This is a genomic window from Curtobacterium sp. KBS0715, from assembly GCF_005938005.2.
GTDB lineage: Bacteria > Actinomycetota > Actinomycetes > Actinomycetales > Microbacteriaceae > Curtobacterium > Curtobacterium flaccumfaciens.
The window spans coordinates 935389-955268 of sequence record NZ_VCCA02000001.1; the positions used below are offsets into that span (position 1 = coordinate 935389).

General features: G+C 71.6%; 18 protein-coding genes. 8 read left to right on the forward strand and 10 right to left on the reverse strand.

Annotated features, from left to right (window positions below; genetic code table 11):
- Positions 1–121 precede the first annotated feature (121 nt).
- From FFG40_RS04625 to FFG40_RS17015, 3 genes are all read left to right on the forward strand, one after another.
- On the forward strand, positions 122–1012 hold the full coding sequence (locus tag FFG40_RS04625; RefSeq protein ID WP_071245906.1) for an SDR family oxidoreductase: 891 nt from the start codon (positions 122–124) through the stop codon (positions 1010–1012).
- Positions 1009–3543 (forward strand): ATP-dependent DNA ligase, encoded by a 2535-nt coding sequence (locus FFG40_RS04630; RefSeq protein ID WP_138802407.1) that lies wholly within the window; start codon positions 1009–1011, stop codon positions 3541–3543. Before FFG40_RS04625 ends, FFG40_RS04630 begins: the two co-directional genes overlap by 4 nt.
- A 158-nt stretch (positions 3544–3701) precedes the next feature.
- Positions 3702–3857 carry a hypothetical protein gene (locus FFG40_RS17015; protein ID WP_185974087.1) on the forward strand — a complete coding sequence of 52 codons (156 nt, stop codon included), beginning with the start codon at positions 3702–3704 and terminating at the stop codon, positions 3855–3857.
- A gap of 337 nt (positions 3858–4194) precedes the next feature.
- Here the strand turns inward: FFG40_RS17015 and FFG40_RS17020 are convergent, their stop codons facing one another.
- From FFG40_RS17020 to FFG40_RS04655, 6 genes are all read right to left on the reverse strand, one after another.
- Entirely contained in the window at positions 4195–4371 is a 177-nt protein-coding gene (locus FFG40_RS17020) for a hypothetical protein (RefSeq protein ID WP_185974088.1), read from the reverse strand.
- Positions 4372–4380: 9 nt separating this feature from the next.
- The gene (locus FFG40_RS04635) at positions 4381–5355 is read right to left on the reverse strand and encodes a sugar phosphate isomerase/epimerase (RefSeq protein ID WP_185974089.1); all 975 of its coding nucleotides are present in this window, start codon (positions 5353–5355) and stop codon (positions 4381–4383) included.
- A 153-nt stretch (positions 5356–5508) separates the two neighbouring features.
- A complete protein-coding gene (locus FFG40_RS04640) occupies positions 5509–6192 on the reverse strand; it encodes a fumarylacetoacetate hydrolase family protein (protein WP_138802409.1) in 684 nt (227 codons plus the stop codon).
- 33 nt (positions 6193–6225) lie between these two features.
- The gene (locus tag FFG40_RS04645; RefSeq protein WP_110893998.1) at positions 6226–6441 is read right to left on the reverse strand and encodes a hypothetical protein; all 216 of its coding nucleotides are present in this window, start codon (positions 6439–6441) and stop codon (positions 6226–6228) included.
- Positions 6422–6751 (reverse strand): hypothetical protein, encoded by a 330-nt coding sequence (locus FFG40_RS04650; RefSeq protein ID WP_138802410.1) that lies wholly within the window; start codon positions 6749–6751, stop codon positions 6422–6424. The genes FFG40_RS04645 and FFG40_RS04650 overlap by 20 nt, the downstream gene beginning before the upstream one ends.
- 93 nt (positions 6752–6844) lie before the next feature.
- Positions 6845–9301 carry a phosphoketolase gene (locus FFG40_RS04655; protein ID WP_138802411.1) on the reverse strand — a complete coding sequence of 819 codons (2457 nt, stop codon included), beginning with the start codon at positions 9299–9301 and terminating at the stop codon, positions 6845–6847.
- A 212-nt stretch (positions 9302–9513) separates the two neighbouring features.
- Between FFG40_RS04655 and FFG40_RS04660 the strand changes: the two genes are divergently transcribed.
- The gene (locus FFG40_RS04660; protein WP_071247112.1) at positions 9514–10194 is read left to right on the forward strand and encodes a hypothetical protein; all 681 of its coding nucleotides are present in this window, start codon (positions 9514–9516) and stop codon (positions 10192–10194) included.
- Positions 10195–10405: 211 nt separating this feature from the next.
- Here FFG40_RS04660 and FFG40_RS04665 read toward each other — a convergent pair whose 3' ends face one another.
- On the reverse strand, positions 10406–11008 hold the full coding sequence (locus FFG40_RS04665; RefSeq protein WP_138802412.1) for a DUF1992 domain-containing protein: 603 nt from the start codon (positions 11006–11008) through the stop codon (positions 10406–10408).
- A 46-nt stretch (positions 11009–11054) separates the two neighbouring features.
- Positions 11055–12875 carry a glycoside hydrolase family 15 protein gene (locus FFG40_RS04670; protein WP_138802413.1) on the reverse strand — a complete coding sequence of 607 codons (1821 nt, stop codon included), beginning with the start codon at positions 12873–12875 and terminating at the stop codon, positions 11055–11057.
- A gap of 535 nt (positions 12876–13410) precedes the next feature.
- On the opposite strand from FFG40_RS04670, the gene FFG40_RS04675 reads away from it, so the two are divergent.
- The 4 genes from FFG40_RS04675 (at position 13411) to FFG40_RS04690 (ending at position 17715) form a co-directional block, all read left to right on the forward strand.
- Positions 13411–14577, forward strand: a complete 1167-nt coding sequence (locus FFG40_RS04675) for an RtcB family protein (protein ID WP_138802414.1) — start codon at positions 13411–13413, stop codon at positions 14575–14577.
- A 127-nt stretch (positions 14578–14704) separates the two neighbouring features.
- The gene (locus FFG40_RS04680) at positions 14705–15538 is read left to right on the forward strand and encodes a DUF1206 domain-containing protein (protein ID WP_027464986.1); all 834 of its coding nucleotides are present in this window, start codon (positions 14705–14707) and stop codon (positions 15536–15538) included.
- 160 nt (positions 15539–15698) lie between these two features.
- The gene (locus tag FFG40_RS04685) at positions 15699–16574 is read left to right on the forward strand and encodes an SMP-30/gluconolactonase/LRE family protein (RefSeq protein WP_138802415.1); all 876 of its coding nucleotides are present in this window, start codon (positions 15699–15701) and stop codon (positions 16572–16574) included.
- A 70-nt stretch (positions 16575–16644) separates the two neighbouring features.
- Positions 16645–17715, forward strand: coding sequence for an alpha/beta fold hydrolase (locus FFG40_RS04690; protein ID WP_138802416.1), 1071 nt, complete (start codon positions 16645–16647; stop codon positions 17713–17715).
- A gap of 136 nt (positions 17716–17851) precedes the next feature.
- Here the strand turns inward: FFG40_RS04690 and FFG40_RS04695 are convergent, their stop codons facing one another.
- Both FFG40_RS04695 and FFG40_RS04700 read right to left on the reverse strand, forming a co-directional pair.
- Entirely contained in the window at positions 17852–19045 is a 1194-nt protein-coding gene (locus FFG40_RS04695) for an NAD(P)/FAD-dependent oxidoreductase (protein WP_138802417.1), read from the reverse strand.
- A 31-nt stretch (positions 19046–19076) separates the two neighbouring features.
- Entirely contained in the window at positions 19077–19877 is an 801-nt protein-coding gene (locus FFG40_RS04700; protein WP_111101471.1) for an SDR family NAD(P)-dependent oxidoreductase, read from the reverse strand.
- Between the last annotated feature and the right edge of the window lie 3 nt (positions 19878–19880).

Genomic DNA, 19880 nt, shown 5'->3' on the forward strand with positions numbered 1-19880 from the left:
CCGCCCGCACGCGTGCGTGCCCGGAGCCGTCGGTTCCTCCACAGGTCCGCGTCCGGGGGATCGTTCCACGGATGTCCGGTTCGCTGGGCCGCCGCGAGGCCGGCGCGAGCACGATGGGCCCATGAGCCAGCTCGACAAGCAGGACCCGCGCGACCAGTTCCCCCGTCCGCCGTTCCCCGCGCAGACCCAGCAGGGGTCCGGGCTGGCGAGTGCGATGGACCCCGCCCCCGACCACGGCGAGACGAGCTACCTGGGCACCGGGCGGATGCGCGGGTACCGGGTGCTCGTCACGGGCGCGGACTCCGGCATCGGGCGCGCTGCGGCGATCGCGATGGCGAAGGAAGGGGCCGACGTCGCCCTGAACGCCCTGCCCGAGGAACGCGAGGACCTCGAACAGGTCCGCGACGTCATCGGTGACCTCGGGCGCAAGGCGGTGCTGCTGCCCGGCGACCTGACGGACGAGGCCTTCTGCGACGTCCTCGTGCAGGACGCCGTCAGCGAGCTCGGCGGCCTGGACGCGCTCGTGCTGGTCGCGGGTCACCAGCAGGTGCACGAGGACATCACCGTGCAGAGCACCGAGGACTTCGACCGGACGATGAAGGTCAACCTGTACTCGCTGTTCTGGCTCGTCCGCGCTGCCGTCCCGCACATGGCGCCGGGGAGCTCGATCGTCACGACCAGCTCGGTGTCCGCGTACCAGCCGCAGGACCGCATGATCGACTACGCGGCGACGAAGGCCGCGATCATCACCTACACGAACGGGCTCGCGCGGCAGCTCGCGAGCAAGGGCATCCGGGCCAACACGGTGGTGCCCGGGCCGGTGTGGACGCCCCTGCAGCCGATCAGCTACCCGGGCGACGAGATCGCGGCGTACGGCCAGGACACCCCGTTCGGCCGTCCCGCCCAACCCGTCGAGCTCGGCAGCGCCTACGTCTACCTGGCCGGGCCCGAGTCGTCGTACACGTCCGGCACGACCCTGACGGTGGCGGGAGCGACCGGGGTGGCGCTGTGAGTCCCGCCTCGCGCAAGACCGTCGTCCTCGTCGGCGATCGGCGGCTCGCGCTCACGAACACCGACAAGGTGCTCTACCCCGAGACCGGCACCACGAAGGGCCGGGTGATCGAGTACTACGAGCGGGTCGCGCCGTGGATGATCCCGCACGTCAAGGACCGCCCCGTGACCCGCAAGCGTTGGGCCAACGGTGTCGAGGGCAAGGTCTTCTTCGAGAAGAACCTGCCCGACTCGGCCCCCGACTGGGTGCGGCACCACACGATCCACCACTCGGAACACGACAACGAGTACCCGATCGTCGACGACCTGCCGACCCTGGTGTGGATGGCGCAGCAGGCTGCGCTCGAACTGCACGTCCCGCAGTGGCGGTTCGGCCCCCGCGGCGCGCAGCAGAACCCCGATCGGCTCGTCCTCGACCTCGACCCGGGCGAGGGCGTGGGGCTGCCCGAGTGCGTCGAGGTCGCCGTGGCCGCGCGCGAGATCCTGCACGGCATGGGACTCGACCCGTACCCGGTGACGTCCGGCTCCAAGGGCATCCACCTGTACGCGGCCCTCGACGGCAAGGCGACGACCGCACAGGTCTCCGACGTCGCCCACGAGCTGGCCAAGGCCCTCGAGACTGACCTGCCGGACCTGGTGCTGTCGTCGATGAGCCGTGCCGAGCGGAAGGGCAAGGTCTTCGTCGACTGGTCGCAGAACAACGGCAACAAGACGACCATCGCCCCGTACTCGCTGCGCGGCCGCGAGCGGCCGACGGTCGCGGCACCCCGCACCTGGAAGGAGCTCGAGGAACGCGGGCTCGCGCAGCTCACGTTGGACGAGGTCCTCGAACGCCTGGAGGCCCGTGGGGACTTCCTGCACCCGGTCGCCTCCGCGTCGCTGGCCGTCGGGCGCGACGACCACGGCCACTGGGACAGCGACCGGACCGAGCGCGCGAACGACGCCGAGCAGCCCGCACGTGACCGGCTCGCCGCCTACCGGGCGAAGCGGGACGCCTCGAAGACGCCGGAGCCCGTTCCCGAGGGTGCACCCACCGTGCGGAAGGACGGCACTCCGACCTTCGTCATCCAGGAGCACCACGCCACCCGCGACCACTACGACTTCCGGCTCGAGCACGACGGGGTGCTGGTGAGCTGGGCCCTGCCGAAGGGCGAGCCCACCGACCCGGGCAAGAACCACCTGGCCGTGCAGACCGAGGACCACCCGCTCGAGTACGGGGCGTTCGAGGGCACGATCCCGAAGGACGAGTACGGCGGCGGCACGGTCACGATCTGGGACGACGGCACCTACGAGCTCGAGAAGTGGCGCGAGGGGCAGGAGGTCATCGTCACGCTGCACGGTCGGGCCGGTGGCGCTCGCCGCCTCGCGCTGTTGCACACCCGCGGCCGTGGGGGCGGGGACGAGAAGAACTGGCTGATCCACCGCACGAAGGAGCAACCCGAACGGCTGGCTGACGGCGGCGGCTCTGCCGGGCAGGCGGTGGCGCGACGGGCGGACCGGCCGTCGGACGGGCACGGCGGTGCACACCGCGCCGGGCAGCGACGGATCAGCGGGGCCGCGGACGCCGAGACCCCGCCGTCCGAGCGCCGGACGATGCAGGCGACCCTGGCCAAGGGCGAGCCCCGGCTGGACCCGGCGGACTGGGCGTTCGAGATGAAGTGGGACGGGGTGCGCGCCCTGGCGACGGTCCGCGACGGGTCGGTGACCCTGCGTAGCCGCAACGACAACGACCTGACGGCCCAGTACCCCGAGCTGCAGGAACTGGGCGAGCGGGCCGGCGTGGACGGCGTGTTCGACGGTGAGATCGTGGCCGTCGACGATCGTGGCCGCCCCTCGTTCCAGCTGCTCCAGAACCGCATGGGCCTGACGAAGGCGCGCGAGGTCCGGAGCGCGCAGGAGACGACGCCCGTGCGGTTCCTGCTGTTCGACGTGCTCGAGGCGGACGGGCACGAGCTCACGCGGCTCGGCTACGACGCCCGGCGGCAGGCACTCGAGACGGTCGTGGAACCCGGCGGTGCGATCGACGTGCCGCCGGCGGTGCAGGGCGACCTCGACGCGGTACTGGCTGCATCGCGCGAGCAGGGCCTCGAAGGCGTCGTCGCGAAGAAGCGGTCGTCGAAGTACGCCGAGGGACGGCGGTCCGAGGCCTGGCTGAAGCGCAAGCACCACGCCACGCAGGAAGTCGTCGTCGGCGGTTGGAAACCGGGCAGCGGGCGACGTGCCGGCGGGATCGGGTCGCTGTTGCTCGGGGTGCCCGGCCCCGACGGCCTGGAGTACGTCGGCAAGGTCGGCACCGGGTTCCGTGACCGCGACCTCGACGAGATCGCCGGTGTCCTCGCACCGCTGGAGCGCAAGACCCCGCCGTTCGTCGATGTCCCACGACCTGACGCGCGTGATGCGCACTGGGTCACGCCGAAGCGCGTCGGCGAGGTCGAGTTCGCCGAGTGGACCGGCGACGGACGGCTCCGGCAACCGTCCTGGCGAGGGTGGCGGGTGGACAAGGACCCGGACGACGTCCTGCGGGAGACCTGACCCGAGCCCCGCCTTCGGGGCCACATGCGTGCGCATGGGGTCCGCCGCTGGCGAACATCCGTCCCCCGTCCGGAGCCTCCGCGGGGGACAGTATCGGCACCGCTGGCCACAATCGGCCATCGGCTGTTACGTTCGCGGGGACGAAGGGGGCTCCGAGGATGAACTCGAGCAAGTACCTGCCGCCCTACACGGCTGCAGAACGCGTCGCGATCACGGGGGACGACCTGTCGCAGCGCACCGTCGAACCGGGCACCGGCACCACGGAGACCGAGGTCCGGTACGCGGACTTCCTCGCCGACGAGGACGACGACTGACGAAGACGACGACTGACGAAGACGACGGCTGACGAAGACGACGACTGACGGGGGAGCCCTGAACGCCTGACCGCTCGACGGGCCCGACAGACCCGACGGCCCGCACGCTGGATCAGGGAGCGCACGGACCGTCGCCGAGGCACGTGACCAGCCGGTTCAGGGAGACCGACCACGAAGCCCCGCACCGGGCTCGCCGAAGCGACACTCGGTGGGTCCACTGGTGAGACGTGCCGAGTGAGCGTTTCGTCACGCGGGGGCAGAGAAAAATCGCCGGGCGACCTCGATGGTCACCCGGCGATCTCGTCCGTGCGCGGGATCCTGTCGGACCAGGACCGCGTCAGGCCGCGGGCGCAGGCCCGTCGGTGGGCACCGCGTGGTCGGCCACGGGTGCGTCCTCTTCGATGAGCTCGTCCTCTTCCGGTTCGACCACCTCGGTCGCGGCGGCCTTGGCCTCGTCGATGGCCTCCTGGGAACGGCGGAGCAGGTCGTCGTCGTGTGCTGCCTGATCGGTCATGCCAGCAACCTACGCGGGCGTCCCTGTGTCGGCGTCCCGGCGACGGGCATCGTGGGTCGGGTCAGGGCGGCCGGTGTGCGGGGGCTCGAAGTCCACCGCGGACGTCGGTGCGGGGGTCGAGGGCATCGCGGGAGCGGCCGGGGCACCGAACGCATCAGCGGCGTCGAGCACCGCACGGGTGGCGGCGACAGCTGTCCGGAGCGCATCGCGGACGGGCATCGCCCGGTGCGCCGGGGTCCGGACCTCGACGCCCCACGGCTCGGCGAACCCGAGTTCGCGCACGGTCCGGACGAAGCCGGGCAGGTCCCACGCTCCGGCACCGGGCAGGTAGCGTGCCGTCCGGGACTCCTCGGCGAGGGTCATCCCGCTCGGGGTGTGCAGCAGTCCGTCGCTCAGCTCGACGGCTGCGAGGACCCCCGGTGCGACGCCCTGCCGGATCGACGCGAGGGTGGAACCGCCGCGGAGTGCGTGCATGGCGTCGATGAGCAGGCCGCCGTTCGGGTGTCCGGCGGCGGCGACGAAACGGGAGGCCCGTTCGATCGTGGGCAGGTTCGACCACGGTTCCGGTTCGAGCACGAGCTGCGCTCCGACCGCCTCGGCCTGGTCGGCGAGCACGACCCAGTCGTCGGCCATCGTCGCGGGGGAGGCTCCGGGCAACGAGGTGTCGGCGCGCGCCACCACCTGCCAGGCGCTCAGCGTCGCCGCGGCCTCGAGCACGACACCGCGGTCGGCATCCTCGTCCTGGGTGCGGCTCGTGCACGTCCACCAACGGTCCAGCGGTCCGAGCTGGACCCAGACGATGCCCGCGGCGTCGAGCATGCGCCGCAGTTCGGCGAAGCCCGTCGTCGCGCGGACCTCGTGCAGGTCGTCGAGGGACAGCGACAGGCCGGCGAACCCGGCGGCGCCGACGGCGTGCACCCGGTCGCGGACGCTCTCGTCGCCCGCCCACGTCCAGGACGTGGCGAGCAGGTCGTGTTCCAGCACGGTGGTACCTCCGGCAGTCCCGGGGTGTCCGCGTCGCCCCGTCGCGATGCGCCGCCCCGTGTCCGCCGCGGGCCCCACCCGCGACGATGCCCAAGGATTACCCGTTCTGCCTGCGAACGCTCCCAGCCCGTCGACACATCGCCGACACGTGCCTCAGACGATCCGGGTCCGGACCTCGCCGACGCCGGCGATCGTGCCGACGAGCACGGCGCCGCGGTCGAGCACGCCGACACCGTCAGGAGTGCCGGTCATCACGAGGTCGCCGGGCGCGAGCGCCACGGACCGTGACAGGGCCGCGATCGTCTCGCCGACCGACCAGATCTGGTCGGTCAGGTCGCCAGACTGCCGGAGCTCGCCGTCCACCGTCAGCTCGATCGCGCCGCTGGTCGGGTCGACGTCGGCCGCCGGGGTGAGCGCCCCGATCGGTGCCGAGGCGTCGAAGCCCTTGGCCGTGTCCCACGGTCGTCCGAGTCGCTTCGCCTCGGCCTGCAGGTCTCGGCGGGTGAGGTCGATCCCGACGGCGTAGCCCCACACGTGTGCGAGCGCGTCGGTGGCGGCGATGTCCGTGCCGCCGGTGCCGATCGCGACGACGAGCTCGACCTCGTGCTCCAGTTGCTGCGTCAACGGCGGGTACGGGGTGTCTGCGCCGTCGACCACGACCGCGTCGGCCGGTTTGGTGAAGAAGAACGGCGGCTCGCGGTCCGGGTCGTGGCCCATCTCGCGGGCGTGCGCGGCGTAGTTCCGGCCGACGCAGAACACACGGCGGACGGGGAAACGCGCGCCCGTCGTCGTGGGCACGGTCGGGAGGCTCGGGGCCGGGATGACGAGTTCGGTCACGGTCCCAGCGTGGCAGGCGCGCAGAGCATCGGTTCAGCTCTCACCGAAGGACGCCTCGTCCTTGAGCTTCCGCGCCCGTGCGCGCTCCTGGCGTTCGCGCCATTCGATGCGCGCCTGACGGAGCTCTTCCTCGGCGCCCTTCGCCCGCATCATGGGCCCGTAGTGCGGGTCCGCCAGCAGTGCGGGCGTCGTCAGTTCGCGTCCGTCGAGCCAGCGCTTGAAGTCCTTGTCACTCAGCTTCGAGATCACCGTTCGCTCCTTCGATCGTCGCTGCGGTCAGGTCGTCGAGTGCCTGGCCGACCCAGCGGTCGTCCGCGGTCGTCCAACTGCGGGTCACCAGCGCAGCGGACATCACACCCGCAGCCGCGCGCTCTCCTTCGTCGTCCGAGGTCGCCCGGTCGGCGACCCATGACCAACGCTGCCACCACAGGTCGCGGTGCACCGAGAACTCTGCATTTCGCCGTCCGGCGCGCCCGTCGAGCACCGAGGCGACGAGCGCACCCAGCGCGACGGACGCGCTCGTGACCGACACGAGCGCGCTGATCCAGCCGATGTCCATGCCGGAACCCTGACAGCAAGGAACCGGCCACGCGGCGGGCGTGACCGGTCCTGTGGAGGGTGCTCCGGGCCTCCCGGCCTGTGGAGGAGTGCGTCAGTTGCCGGGTGCGGCCGCCTCGGTCTCGCCCGCACCGGGGTCACCGCCGGTCCCGCCGCTGGCGGGCTCGTCCTGGGGCCAGCCCGCGAACTCCCAGCCCGCGAGCGACGGGTGGTCCTCGCCCTTCGTGTACGCGAACGTCCGCGCAGCGTCCCGCGCTCCGGACAGCTTCGTGAGCAGGTCGGCGTGCGCCTCGGCGTCCACCCGCGTCAGGGCATCGTGGGCCAGGGCGAAGCGGTCCATCTCGTTGCGCATGAGCATGTCGAACGGCGAGGTCGTCGTGCCCTGCTCGAGGAACCCGTGCACGTGCAGGTCGTCGTGCCCGTTCCGGCGGTACGTCAGCTGGTGCACGAGGGTCGGGTACCCGTGGAACGCGAAGACCGTGGGCGTGCCGGGCAGGAAGAGCGCGTCGTACTGCTCGTCCGGGATCGGGTGCTCGTGCTTGCGCGGGTCACCGAGCGCCAGCAGGTCGACGACGTTGAGCACGCGGACCCCGACGCCGGGAGCGTGCTTCCGGATGATGTCGGTGGCGGCGATCGCCTCGACCGTGGGGACGTCACCGGCACAGGCGAGCACGACGTCGACCTTCCCGACGGCCTGCTCGGTGCCGGCGAAGTCCCACACGCCGAGTCCGGCCTCCGCGTGCGCGACCGCGTCGTCGAGGGACAGGAAGACCGGCTCCGGGTGCTTGCCCGCGACGATCACCTCGATGCGGTCCGTGGTCTCCATCGCGTGCGCGGCGACGGCGAGCAGCGTGTTGGCGTCGGCCGGCAGCTTGATCCGGACGAGGTCCTGCTGCTTCGACGCGACGACGTCGAGGAACCCGGGGTCCTGGTGGGAGAACCCGTTGTGGTCCTGTCGCCAGACGTGCGACGAGAGCAGGAGCGACAGGTTGGACACCGGCACCCGCCAGTCGATGTCGGTCGAGGACTCCAGCCACTTGGCGTACTGCCCGACCATCGAGTCGATGATGTGGGCGAACGCCTCGTAGGTGTTGAGCATCCCGTGCCGACCGGACAGCACGTAGCCCTCGAGCATCCCCTCGAGCAGGTGCTCGGACAGGACCTCGGTGACCCGGCCGCGTGCGGCGAGGTGCTCGTCGCCGGCGGCGCGCTGGGCCCGCCAGACGCGCGAGGTCACGTCGAAGACGGCGTCGAGCTTGTTCGAGATCGTCTCGTCCGGGCCGAACAGCCGGAAGGTCGAGGCGTTCTTCTCGATGAGTGCGGCGAGCCAGGGGCCGAGCGTGCCCGTGGCGGACGCCGTGGAACCGACCTCGACCGCGTACGGCTCGAGTGGCGGCCGATCGAGCGCGGTCCGCAGCCGACCGCCGTTGCCGTGCGGGGTGGCGCTCATCCGCTCGTCACCGGTCGGACGGATCGTGGTCATGATGCCGACCGGGTGGCCGTCCTCGTCGAAGAGCTCCTCGGGGCGGTACGAGCGCATCCACTCCTCGAGCTGGGCGCGGTGGCCGTCGTCCTCGCGCACCGCGGGCAGCGGCACCTGGTGTGCGCGGAAGGTCCCCTCGACCTGCTCGCCGTCGACCTCCTTCGGGCCGGTCCAGCCCTTCGGGGTGCGCAGGACGATCATCGGCCAGCGCGGACGCAGGTCGGCGGCACCGGCCGGCTGCCCCGCGGCGGCACGGGCGGCCTGGGCGCGGGCAGCGGCCTGGATGTCGTCGATGCCGGCGAGTGCGCGTCGCAGGGCACCGTCGAACAGGGCGTGCACCGCGTACGGGTCGTCGTCGACGCGGCGGGAGTCGACCACGATCGGGTCGTAGCCGAGCCCGCGGAAGTACGCGGTGAGGTCCTCGTCGGGGATGCGGGCCAGGACGGTCGGGTTCGCGATCTTCCAGCCGTTGAGGTTGAGGATCGGCAACACGGCACCGTCGGACACCGGGTCGAGGAACGTGTGCGCCTGCCACGACCCGGCGAGCGGACCGGTCTCGGCCTCACCGTCACCGACCACGCACGCGACGACGAGGTCCGGGTTGTCGAGCGCCGCACCGTAGGCGTGCGACAGCGAGTAGCCCAGCTCACCGCCCTCGTTGATGGAGCCGGGCGTCTCCGGGGCGGCGTGCGAGGGGATGCCGCCGGGGAACGAGAACTGGCGGAAGAACCGCTGCAGGTCGACGTCCTGGTACAGCTCGTTCCACGTGCCGTCCAGCCAGGCGTTCGCGTTCATCGCCGGGCCGCCGTGCCCCGGGCCGCAGATGTACAGGAACTCGCGCCCGGTCTCCGTGATCAGCGCGTTGCAGTGTGCGTACACGAGGTTCAGTGCGGGGGAGGTGCCCCAGTGGCCGAGCAGCCGCGGCTTGACGTCGTCGGGTTCGATCGGCCTGGTGAGCAGCGGGTTGTCCAGCAGGTAGATCTGCCCGACCGTCAGGTAGTTGGCGGCGCGCCACCAGGCGTCGACCGCCCGGAGCCGGTCGGTGGTGGAGATGTGTGCTGGAGCCATGGGTACACGGTACGAAACACCGGGTTGCGGCACCTCAGGAAACTCGTCCCAAACCGTTCGGGCGGGGGTACCGAATCACTTGCACAGGGCAAACGCCCAGGGCGCTCTCCGGTCACAGTTGGCCGGGCTGCAGCTTGTACACAGCAAGCGTGCACACCACGTGCACATTCGGCCACCGGCCGGAGCGCCTCCAGAGCAAAGGACTGATCACGATGCGTAAGAGCCTCAAGACCTCCATCACCCTCGCCACGACCGGCGCCCTCGTCCTCGGCGGTGCCGCGTTCGGGATCTCCTCCGCCCAGGCCGCGACCCCGAACGTGCACACGGTGTCCTCGTCGTCGTCGAAGATCCCCGCACCCGTCGCCTCGGTCCCCGAGGTCCTCGGTGGCTCGACCGCCGTGAAGCTCGACTCCGGCTTCACCGACGCCCTCACCGCCCTGAAGCTCACCCCCGGCGTCTCCGGCGACGCGACCCTGGCTGACGGGTCGGTGTCGTTCCCGATCACCGCCGGGTCGGTCACCTACTGGTCCCCGGACGGCAACTACCGCCCGTACGTGCAGGGCCTGCTGAACCACGATGACTCGGGGCTGACCCTGAAGGCCGGCGACACCACCGTCACGCTGGAGAACTTCGTCGTGAACCCGGGCTCGTCCAAGCTCTACGGCGACGTCCTCGTCAACGGCAAGGTCGCCGCGGCCAACGCGTTCCTGTTCGAGCTGCACGGCGGCTCCCTCAAGCCCCTCCAGCTCGAGGGCGACAACGCCATCCTCACCGGCACCACCGTCCACATCTCCGAGGACGCCGCGGGCCTGCTGAACAAGACCTTCGGCACCGACGCCGTCAAGCGTGGCCTGCTTGTCGGCACCGCCACCATCACCGCCCAGATCAAGTAACACCCCGCACCACCACAGTCGGCCCGGACCACGCAGCAGCGCGGTCCGGGCCGACTTGCGTTTCGCGTCGAGCGTCTCGGGCGCACGCCGGGCCGGCGGCAGCCGCCGTCGTCACGGGCTGGGCGACACCTCACGCGCTCACGTTCGCGAGAACTGTCGCTCAGCGCGAAATCTCGCCCCCGGACCGGACCGGACCGCACCACGGCGCCGCTCAGCCGCGCCGCCACCACCGCCGTGGCTTCGCCTCGAGCCGCGCCTGCTCCGCAGCCCGCGCGGCAGAAGCCATGCGCGCCTCGCGGCGCTCCCGCCAGGCGAGCACCTCAGCCTCGACGTCGCGCATCGGCGTCACCACCGGCGGCCCGCCGAGCAGCTGCCGCCGGGCCTCCTTCACCCGGGCGTTGAAGTCCACGAGGACGTCGCGCACGTCGGTCTCGAGCGACAGGGCATCGAGGGCGTCATCGAGTTCGGCGTCCTCGGTCCGCAGCGCCAGGGCCGGCGGCGCGATGCCCCGGATGTCCTCACGCTCGATCTTCGACTTGATCCACCAGTCCGGGTCGTGCTGCCCGTCGAGGCCCGGCAGCGGCTTGCCGTGGTACGGGTTGCCCTCGAAGACCCCGCGGCGCTCGGCCTCCGCGATCTGGGCCCGGGCGTGCGCGGCGACGTCGGCGGCCTTGAGCAGCCGACGCTCCTCACGTTCCGAGCGCACCTCGTCGGGATCGAGCGACCCCCGCTCGATCTCCTGGTCGACGAGCTGCTGGTAGCGGTAACGGGCGGCCCTGCGGAGCCGGTCCATCCGTGCATCGACGTCGTTCATCGTCAGACCATGATGCCCCGCGCCCCCGAGGGGCCGTCCAGCCCGGTCAGGACTCTTCTGAGACTTCTTCGATGGTCAGCGCGGCCTGGATGAGCGCCAGGTGTGACAGCCCCTGCGGGAGGTTGCCCATGAAGTCCCCGTCGACGGCGCTGAGCATCTCGCTGAACAGCCCGACGTCGTTCGCCTGCGCGACCATGTCGTCCATCAGCTGCTTCGCGTCGTCGATGCGTCCGACGCACGCGAGCGCGGCGGCGAGCCAGAACGAGCACGCCACGAAGGGGGACTCCTCGTCCTGGATGCCGGAGTACCGGTACACGAGCGGCCCGTGCTGCAGCTGCTCCTCGATGGCGCGGATCGTGGACTCCATGCGCGGTCCGCGGTCGAACGCCGACATCGCGTGCAGCAGGATCGAGCAGTCGAGCGCGTCGGTGCCCGGGTACATGACGTAGTGGCCGAGCTCCTCGTTCCACCCGTTCTCGGCGACCCAGTCCTCGATGAGCTCGCGGTTCTCGATCCACTTCTCGCGCGGGCCGTCGATCATCCCCGCGTCGTGCAGCTCGACCGCCGCGTCGAGCGCCTGCCAGCAGCCGATCTTGCTCGTCGTGTAGTGCTGTGCCTCCTGCAGCTCCCACATGCCCGAGTCCGGCTCCACCCAGCGGTGGCACGCGTCGTCGGCCAGTTCCTGCAGCACCGCGGCCGTCTTGCGGTCGAGCACGTTGCCGGCTCGGACGTACTGGCGCATGATCTCGAACACGTCGCCCCAGACCCCGAGCTGCAGCTGGTCACCGGCGCGGTTGCCGATCGTGACCGGTCCGATGCCGTTCCATCCCGGGACGTCGCGTTCCTCGACGGTGTCGCTCTTCGACCCGTCGAGCCCGTAGAAGATGGGCATCGTCTCGTCGTGCTCGGCGATCGTGCGCATCACCCACGACACGGCGGCGTGCGTCTCCTCGCGCAGGCCGAAGCGGGTGAGCGCGTGCACCGTGTACGCCAGGTCGCGCACCCAGGCGAACCGGTAGTCCCAGTTCTTGCCGCCGGTGCGGTCCTCGGGCAGGCTCGTCGTCGGGGCCGCAGCGATGGCGCCGGTGGGGGAGAAGATCAGGAGCTTCAGGGCGAGGGCGCTGCGCTGGACCGCGTCCGACCAGGGGCCGTCGTAGCTGAACTCCTTCGACCAGGTCGACCAGTTCTCGATCGTGCGGTCGACCCCTTCGAGCGTGCGCTCCGGCTCGGGCAGGAAGATCGGCTCGTCGTACGTGCCGACGATGGTCAGGATCGACTTCGAGCCCTCGGTCGTCGAGAACCGCCCGGAGAACCGTGGCCCGTCGTCGTGCACCGGTTCGAAGCCCTGCTCGACGATCGCGATGGTCACGCCGTCGACGCCGATCACCGTGCCGTTCGCGGTGTCGAGTCGGCGGGGCTCCGCGGTGTTCAGGATCGTGCCGGGCACGACCGCCCACTCCATCTCGACCGAGCCGTCGACCCCCTGCACGCAGCGGCCGATCTCGGCCCAGGGCAGCCGTCCGGCCACTCCGGTGACCATGGCGTCGGTCACGGTGGCGGTGCCGGACGGGGTCGTCCAGGTCGTCACGAGCACGTTCGTGCCCGGCAGGTAGGCGCGGGACACCTGCGCCTGGTCGTCCACGGGCCGCAGGGCGACGTGTCCGCCGTGCTCGGCGTCGACGATGCTCGCGAACACGGGCGGTGAGTCCATCGACGGGATCGGCAGCCAGTCGATCCGGCCGTCGAGCGCGATGAGGGCGACCGTCCGCCCGTCGCCGATCGCGCCGTACGAACGGAGCGGGACGTACCCGTTCGTCCGTTCCTCGTTCTCGGTCGCGTCGGGGGTGTCTCGCGTGCGCTCGGTCATGCGTCCAGCCTGCCCCGGCCCCGGTGGCGACCATCAGGCGGACGTACCCCTCGTGGAGAACGCACGCCGGGCCTCCAGCCTGTGGAGAACCGCCGGAGAACCGCCGGAGCACCGCCGGAGCACCGCCGGAGCACCGCCGGAGCACCGCCGTAGCACGCCGGGGAAGCGCCAGAGCACAGCCGACACGCCCACGTGACTTGCGCATCCCGGGCGTGTCGCACTAGCGTCGTCCTCCTGCCGATCGGCAGACCGCCCGCCCCGGGCACACCGGAAGGACCGCGCATGCGCGCCGTGCAGCACAACGAGGAACGCGTCGAGCTCCAGCTCGCCGCGGCCGCCGTGCTGCCCGAGCAGCAGTGGTCCCTCAGCTATCCCGCGTAGGCACGCGACGTCCCCCGACGCCCCGTGCCCACCCGGCCCGGGGCGTTCGTCAGCACCGCCTCCTTCCGTCCGCCACGTCCGGCGACGACCAGGAGGCCCGGCGTACGACCGTCTCGGACCGTCACCTCGACCGTCACGAAAGCGAGACGACACCATGAAGAAGATCAACGACCGATTGCTCAGCTGGGCCTCGATGCTCGAGGACAACACCGAGCAGCAGGCCCGCACGACCGCGCGCATGCCGTTCGTGTTCCCGCACCTGGCCCTCATGCCCGACGCACACCTCGGCCTCGGGGCCACCGTCGGGTCCGTCATCCCGACCCTCGGCGCGATCATGCCGGCGGCCGTCGGCGTGGACATCGGCTGCGGCATGATCGCGGTCCGAACGCAGTTCACCGCCGCGGACCTGCCCGCGGACCTGCAGGGCCTGCGCGAGCAGATCGAGCGCGCGATCCCGCTGTCGGCCGGTGCGTCGAACCGGAAGATCGTGGCGACCGCCGCACCCCGGATCGCCGAGCTCGAGGCGATGGCCGAGACCGCCGGGTTCGACCCGGACGGCGTGCACGGCGGGTGGCGGAACCAGCTCGGCACCCTCGGGTCCGGCAACCACTTCATCGAGGTCTCCCTCGACGAGCAGGACCGGGTCTGGCTCTTCCTGCACTCCGGATCGCGTGGGGTCGGCAACAAGATCGCGCAGCGGCACATCAAGGTCGCCAAGAAGGCGATGGAGCGGTGGTGGATCCAGTTGGCGGACCCCGACCTGGCGTACCTGGTCGAGGGCACGCCGGAGTTCGACCGGTACATCGCCGAGCTCCGGTGGGCCCAGCACTTCGCGCTGCTCAACCGCGAGGAGATGATGGACCGCGTCGTCCGGCAGCTGTCCGAGGCCGTCGGCACGCCCGTCGACGAGCTCGAGCGGATCAACTGCCACCACAACTTCACGCAGCGTGAGACGCACTGGGGCAAGTCCGTGTGGGTGTCGCGCAAGGGTGCGATCCAGGCGAAGGCCGGTCAGCCCGGCCTGATCCCCGGGTCGATGGGCACCGCGTCGTACGTGGTCGAGGGACTCGGCAACAAGCCCTCGCTCGAGTCGTCCCCGCACGGTGCCGGCCGGCTGTTCTCGCGGAGCGCGGCCCGGCGGACCTTCACCCACGAGCAGCTGCGCGAGGCGATGACCGGCATCGAGTACCGCGACACCGACGCGTTCCTCGACGAGATCCCGGCGGCGTACAAGCCGATCGACCAGGTCATGGCGGACGCCGAGGACCTCGTGTCGATCCGGCACACCCTGCGGCAGGTCGTCAACGTGAAGGGCGACTGAGACGCGCCCACCGACGGACGGGAGGCCCGTGGCGGCACCGCCACGGGCCTCCCGTCCGCCACGTGGCGGACCGCACGGCCCGGCGCGCCCCGGACAGGACGGCACGCGTCGGGCACGCTGGGGCGTGATGAGCGACACGGCGGAGCACGCGGCGAAGGAAACCGGACGACAGGTCCGGCGAGCGGCCGACAGCCGCTGGTTCGAGGTCACGGCACGCGCCGGGTTCGTCGGCAGCGGCATCGTCCACCTGCTGATCGGGTACCTGGCGATCCTGCTCGGGATCGGCAACGCGTCCTCCGGCGGCGAGACGGACCAGTCCGGTGCGCTGCAGCAGATCGCCGCGGTCCCCGGCGGGGTGTTCCTGCTCTGGCTGATCGCCGTCGGCACCGCCGCACTCACCGTGCGCCTGATCGTCGAGGCGATCGTCGGCGGCCGTTCCGACACCACCCGGGGCTGGCTCGCCCGGCTGAAGGACGTCGCGAAGGCCGTGGTCTACGGCGTGATCGCGTACTCGGCGGCCTCGTACGCGCTCGGTGCCGGGTCGAGCTCGAGCAGCTCGTCGCAGAGTGCCGCGGCGAAGACCCTGGCGACGCCGGGCGGGGTGTTCGTGCTGCTCCTCGCCGGGGCGATCGCGGTCGCGGTCGGCATCGGCCTCGTGGTGATCGGCTGCCGCCGGTCGTTCCGCAAGCAGATCACGCGACCGTCGGGTCAGCTCGACCGTGTGGTCACCGTGCTCGGCGTCGTCGGGTACGTCGGCAAGGGGATCGCCGTGGTCATCGTGGGCGTGCTCATCGCCGTCGCCGGCCTGCAGAGCGACCCCGACCAGGCCACCGGCCTCGACGCCGCGTTCGACGCCGTGCGGAGCATGCCCGGTGGGGTGTTCGTCCTCGTCGCGATCGGCATCGGGTTCCTGGCCTTCGGCGTCTACAGCTTCTTCCGCGCGCGGTTCGCCCGCCTCTGACCCGCGGGTGCACGGACGACCGGACCGGCGCGGACCTTCGCGCTGCGCGACACCTCACGCGCCGAAGCGGGCGTGAGGTGTCGCGCAGCCCGTGAACTCGCCGCCGCCGCCGCCCCCACGCCTGAGCGAGCACGGACCGTCCCCGCGGTAGACGGGGCCGATGAGCACGAACGTCACGACCGGCCCCGCGACCGTCTTCGCCGACGCCCGAGCGGTCCTCGCCGAGAGCATCGTCTGGGACCCGTCCGCACAGCTGCTCCGGTGGGCCGACATCACCCTCGGCACCCTCAACACCGCCGAGGCCGACGGCACGGTGCGGTCGAGCGTGCCGCTGCCGCCCCCGCTGGCGAGCTTCCAGCCCCGGGCCTCCGGCGGGTTCGTCGCGGCCCTCGGGGACACCGTCGTGGTGACGGACGAGCAGGGTGCCGTGGAGCGCGAGATCGCCCGCGTCACCCACAGCACCTCGGGCAACCGGTTCAACGAGGGCAAGTGCGACCCGTTCGGCCGGTTCCTGGTCGGCAGCATGAACGTGACGACCGGCGAACCCGACGCGGCGCTCTACTCGATCGAGGCCGACGGCACGACCCGGGTGCTCCGCGGCGGCTTCGGCGTGACGAACGGCATGGAGTGGTCGGAGGACGGCAGCACGATGTACGTCACCGACACCAGCGCCTCGACGGTCTTCCGCGGGTCGTACGGCGCGGACGGCGAGCTCGGCGAACTCGAGCCGTTCATCGTCGGTCACGCGCACGACGGCCTGGTCCGCGACGACGAGGGCTGTTTCTGGAGCGCGATCTACGGCGGTTCCCGCGTCGAGCGCTACGGGCCCGACGGCTCGCACCTGGAGACGGTGGAGCTCCCCGTCGCCAACCCGACCTCGGTGGCGTTCGGCGGTCCGGACATGTCGACGCTCTTCGTCGGGACGGCCCGCGAGAACCTCACCGAGCAGGACCTGGAGCAGGCGCCGCGGTCCGGTGCGGTCTTCGCGGTGCCGACGACGGTGCACGGGTTCCCCGCGAACACCTTCAGCGGCTGAGCACGTCGTCGCCGCCCGCGCGGACGGCGGCCGGGTATCCTGGGCGACCGCTCGACCGGAGGAGACCCACGTGGACGACGAACGCCAGGCACGCCGGCCGGACCCGGCCGGCGAGCTCGCCCAGGCCGAGGACGCCGACGTCACGGTGCAGGTGGACCGGGTCGCGGTCGACGGCACCTACGTCCGGGTGAGCTCGATCGGCGAGCCGGGCGCGCGGGCCTTCGTGCTGGTCGCGGGCCTGGGCATCGCGTCGACCTACTACGAGCGGCTCGCCCCGCACCTCAACGAGAACGGTCCGGTGCACGCGCTCGACCTGCCGGGGTTCGCCGGCGTCCCGCGGTTCCGCGGGAAGGTCTCGATCGAGCGCTACGCGGACGCGGTCGAACGGGTCATCGACGACCTCGGGCTCCAGGACCCGGTCCTGGTCGGGCACTCGATGGGCACGCAGGTCGTCACCGAGGTCGCCGCCCGCCGTCCGGGGATCTCCGACCTCGTGCTCATCAGCCCGGTGGTCGACTCGTCGGCACGCACGGTCCGGCAGTCGGCGTTCCGGTTCCTGCGGTCGACGCTGCACGAGCCCGCCGCGGTCCGGTGGCACGGCATCACGGCGTACGCGCTGTGCGGGTGGCACTGGTTCCGGAAGGTCCTGCCACGGATGATCGCGTTCCCGATCGAGGAGCGCGCCGCCCACGTGCAGGCCCGCACCCTGATCGTCCGCGGTGAGCACGACGCGATGGTGCCGCGGGACTGGGTCCGCCGGCTGGCGCGGGTGTTCCCCTACGCGGTCCTCCGCGAGGTCGTCGACGGCGCACACTCGGTCATGCACGCACAGGCCGACGCGGTCGCGCGGCTCGCGGTGGCGCACGTCGACCACCGGATCCCCGACCGGGGCGTGTCGTCGCTGCAGCGGGTGCGCGACCACTCGACGTCGTCGGACCTGGCGCGGCTCAGCCCGGGGGACGCCTGGTTGCTGGTCAAGTCGCGCTTCATCGAGCTGTTCGGGATGGCCCGGAACGACGACGAGACGCTCGAGGCGGCCAAGTCCGCGCACGCCGTCGCGATGGCGGACGGCGACGACCTGCCGGTCGACCCGGCGGACCGCCGGGCGGTCGTCGACGAAGTCGCGCCGGAGTCGAAGTAGCCAGCACCGTCGCAGCAGCACACCGTCGAACCAGCGCGCGTCGCGATCTGCGGGCGACCGCCTGGAGGCCCGGTGCCGGTCCGACGGACCGGCACCGGGCCTCCAGGGCGTCGCGACCACCGCGACGGGCGAGCGGTCAGGGCGCGATGCGGCCCGGCAGCATGTCGGGCGTCAGCGCGTTCGCCTCGGCGAGGACCTTGCGGGCCTCGTCGGTCTTGTCCCACACGTTCCAGAGCAGCACGCCCCGGACCGTGTCGTCGTCGTCCAGGTAGTAGACGACGCCGGTCACGGTGGGGTCCTGCCAGTCCTCGACCGTGCGGAGCTTCGAACTGACCTGCCCCACCGCCTCGTACCCCATGTCGAAGACGTCGGAGTAGAACATCGGCGTGTGGTCGTAGGTCTCGTCGGCGTCGGCCAGGTTGCGGCCGGCCTGCCGACCCTGCTGCTGGGCGTTGTCGACGTGCTCCACCCGGCGGGTGCCGAGGATCCGGTCCGGGTACTCGGCGACGTCGCCGGCCGCGAAGACCGAGTCGTCGTCGGTGAGCAGCGTCGAGCTGACCACGATGCCGTCGCGGACGGTGAGTCCGGCGTCGGCGGCGAGCTGCGTCGCGGGTTCGATGCCGAGTCCGGCGACGACGGCGTCGGCCTCGACCACGGAGCCGTCGTCGAGCGTCAGCCGCACGCCGTCCGTCGTCTCGGTGCCCTCGGACACCCGGCGGCCGGTGCGGAGCTCCACACCGTGGTCGACGAAGCGCTGCTGGAACGCCCGTGCCAGGTCCTCGGGGAACATGCGTCCGCCGACGACCTCGTCCGGGTCGACCAGTGTCACGCGCGCACCGTTCTGCACGATGCCCGCCGTGATCTCCTGGCCGATGTACCCGCCGCCGACGACGGCGACGTGTGCTCCGGCGTCCGCGAGTTCGCGCAGCCGGCGGTAGTCCGACGCGCTGCGGTAGTCGAGCACGCGTGCCGACGGGGACAGCCCCGGCAGCCCGCGGGGCTTCCCGCCGGTCGCGAGCAGGAGCCGCTCGTAGCCGTGGGTCGCGCCGTCGGCCGTCGTGACGGTCTTCGCGGCACGGTCGATCGCGGTCACCGCGGCGCCCAGGACGAACTGCGCCCCGGTCTCCTCGGTGTGCAGGTCGACCTTGTCGTCCCAGCTGAAGTCCGGGTCGGTCCAGAGCTTCTTCGACAGCGCGGGCCGCGCGTAGGGCCGGTCGACGTCCTCGCTGAGGATGCCGATCGATCCGTCGGTGTCGAGTTCGCGGATGCCGCGGGCAGCGGCGTCGGCGACCATCCCGCCGCCGACGATGAGGTAGCGGAAGTCGGTCATGACGCCTCCTGGCGGTGCTGTGGCACCACGATCAGATCGTGGCGACCGAGCCGGAGTCGACCCGGTAGTTGGCGCCGTTCACGAAGCTGGCCAGGTCGGAGCACAGGAAGGCCACGACGTTCGCGACCTCTTCCGGCTCGCCGCGGCGCTTGAGCTCCATGTACGGCCGCTCTTCTTCGAGGAAGCTGCCGATGGCCTCGTCGAACGAGGTCCCGCGCTGCTTGGCTCGCTTGTCCATCATCGCGTCGGTCATCGGCGTGTGGATGAACGCGGGAGAGACCGTGTTCACCAGCAGGCCCTCGGAGGCGTAGGAGCGCGACAGGCCCTTCGCGAACGAGAGCACCCCGGCCTTGGCGGCGCAGTAGGGCAGTTCGTCGTCGTACGGCTGCGAAGCGTCCTCGGACACCAGGTAGACGATGCGTCCCCAGCCGCCCTGGCGCAGGTCGCCGATGAACTCGCGAGTGATCCGCACCGGCCCCATCAGGTCGATGTCGATCGTCTCCGCCCAGCCGGCCTCGTCGATCTCGTGGAACATGCCCTGGGCGCCGGTCACGCCCGAGGACTGCACCAGGATGTCGATCTCGCCGACGGCCTCGCGCACCTTGTCGTGCAGGGCGGCGAGGCTCTCGGCGCTCCGGACGTCGGCGGCGAAGGCGTGCAGCTTGCCGATCGGTGCCTCGAGCTGGTCGGCACTGGTGTCCAGACGGCTCTGGTCGATGTCGGTGACGACCACGGTCGCACCCTCTGCCAGGAGGATGCGCGCCGTGTTCCAGCCGATGCCGGAGTCGCCGCCGAAGACGAGTGCGGTCTTGCCCTGGATACCGAGGTCCACCCG

Coding starts and splice junctions, on each gene's coding strand:
- FFG40_RS04650 (WP_138802410.1), bottom strand. CDS start 6,751: ATGGACATCGGCTGGATCAGCGCGCTCGTGTCGGTCACGAGCGCGTCC.
- FFG40_RS04655 (WP_138802411.1), bottom strand. CDS start 9,301: ATGGCTCCAGCACACATCTCCACCACCGACCGGCTCCGGGCGGTCGAC.
- FFG40_RS04695 (WP_138802417.1), bottom strand. CDS start 19,045: ATGACCGACTTCCGCTACCTCATCGTCGGCGGCGGGATGGTCGCCGAC.
- FFG40_RS04665 (WP_138802412.1), bottom strand. CDS start 11,008: ATGAACGACGTCGATGCACGGATGGACCGGCTCCGCAGGGCCGCCCGT.
- FFG40_RS04680 (WP_027464986.1), top strand. CDS start 14,705: ATGAGCGACACGGCGGAGCACGCGGCGAAGGAAACCGGACGACAGGTC.
- FFG40_RS17020 (WP_185974088.1), bottom strand. CDS start 4,371: ATGACCGATCAGGCAGCACACGACGACGACCTGCTCCGCCGTTCCCAG.
- FFG40_RS04675 (WP_138802414.1), top strand. CDS start 13,411: ATGAAGAAGATCAACGACCGATTGCTCAGCTGGGCCTCGATGCTCGAG.
- FFG40_RS04685 (WP_138802415.1), top strand. CDS start 15,699: ATGAGCACGAACGTCACGACCGGCCCCGCGACCGTCTTCGCCGACGCC.
- FFG40_RS04625 (WP_071245906.1), top strand. CDS start 122: ATGAGCCAGCTCGACAAGCAGGACCCGCGCGACCAGTTCCCCCGTCCG.
- FFG40_RS17015 (WP_185974087.1), top strand. CDS start 3,702: ATGAACTCGAGCAAGTACCTGCCGCCCTACACGGCTGCAGAACGCGTC.
- FFG40_RS04660 (WP_071247112.1), top strand. CDS start 9,514: ATGCGTAAGAGCCTCAAGACCTCCATCACCCTCGCCACGACCGGCGCC.
- FFG40_RS04670 (WP_138802413.1), bottom strand. CDS start 12,875: ATGACCGAGCGCACGCGAGACACCCCCGACGCGACCGAGAACGAGGAA.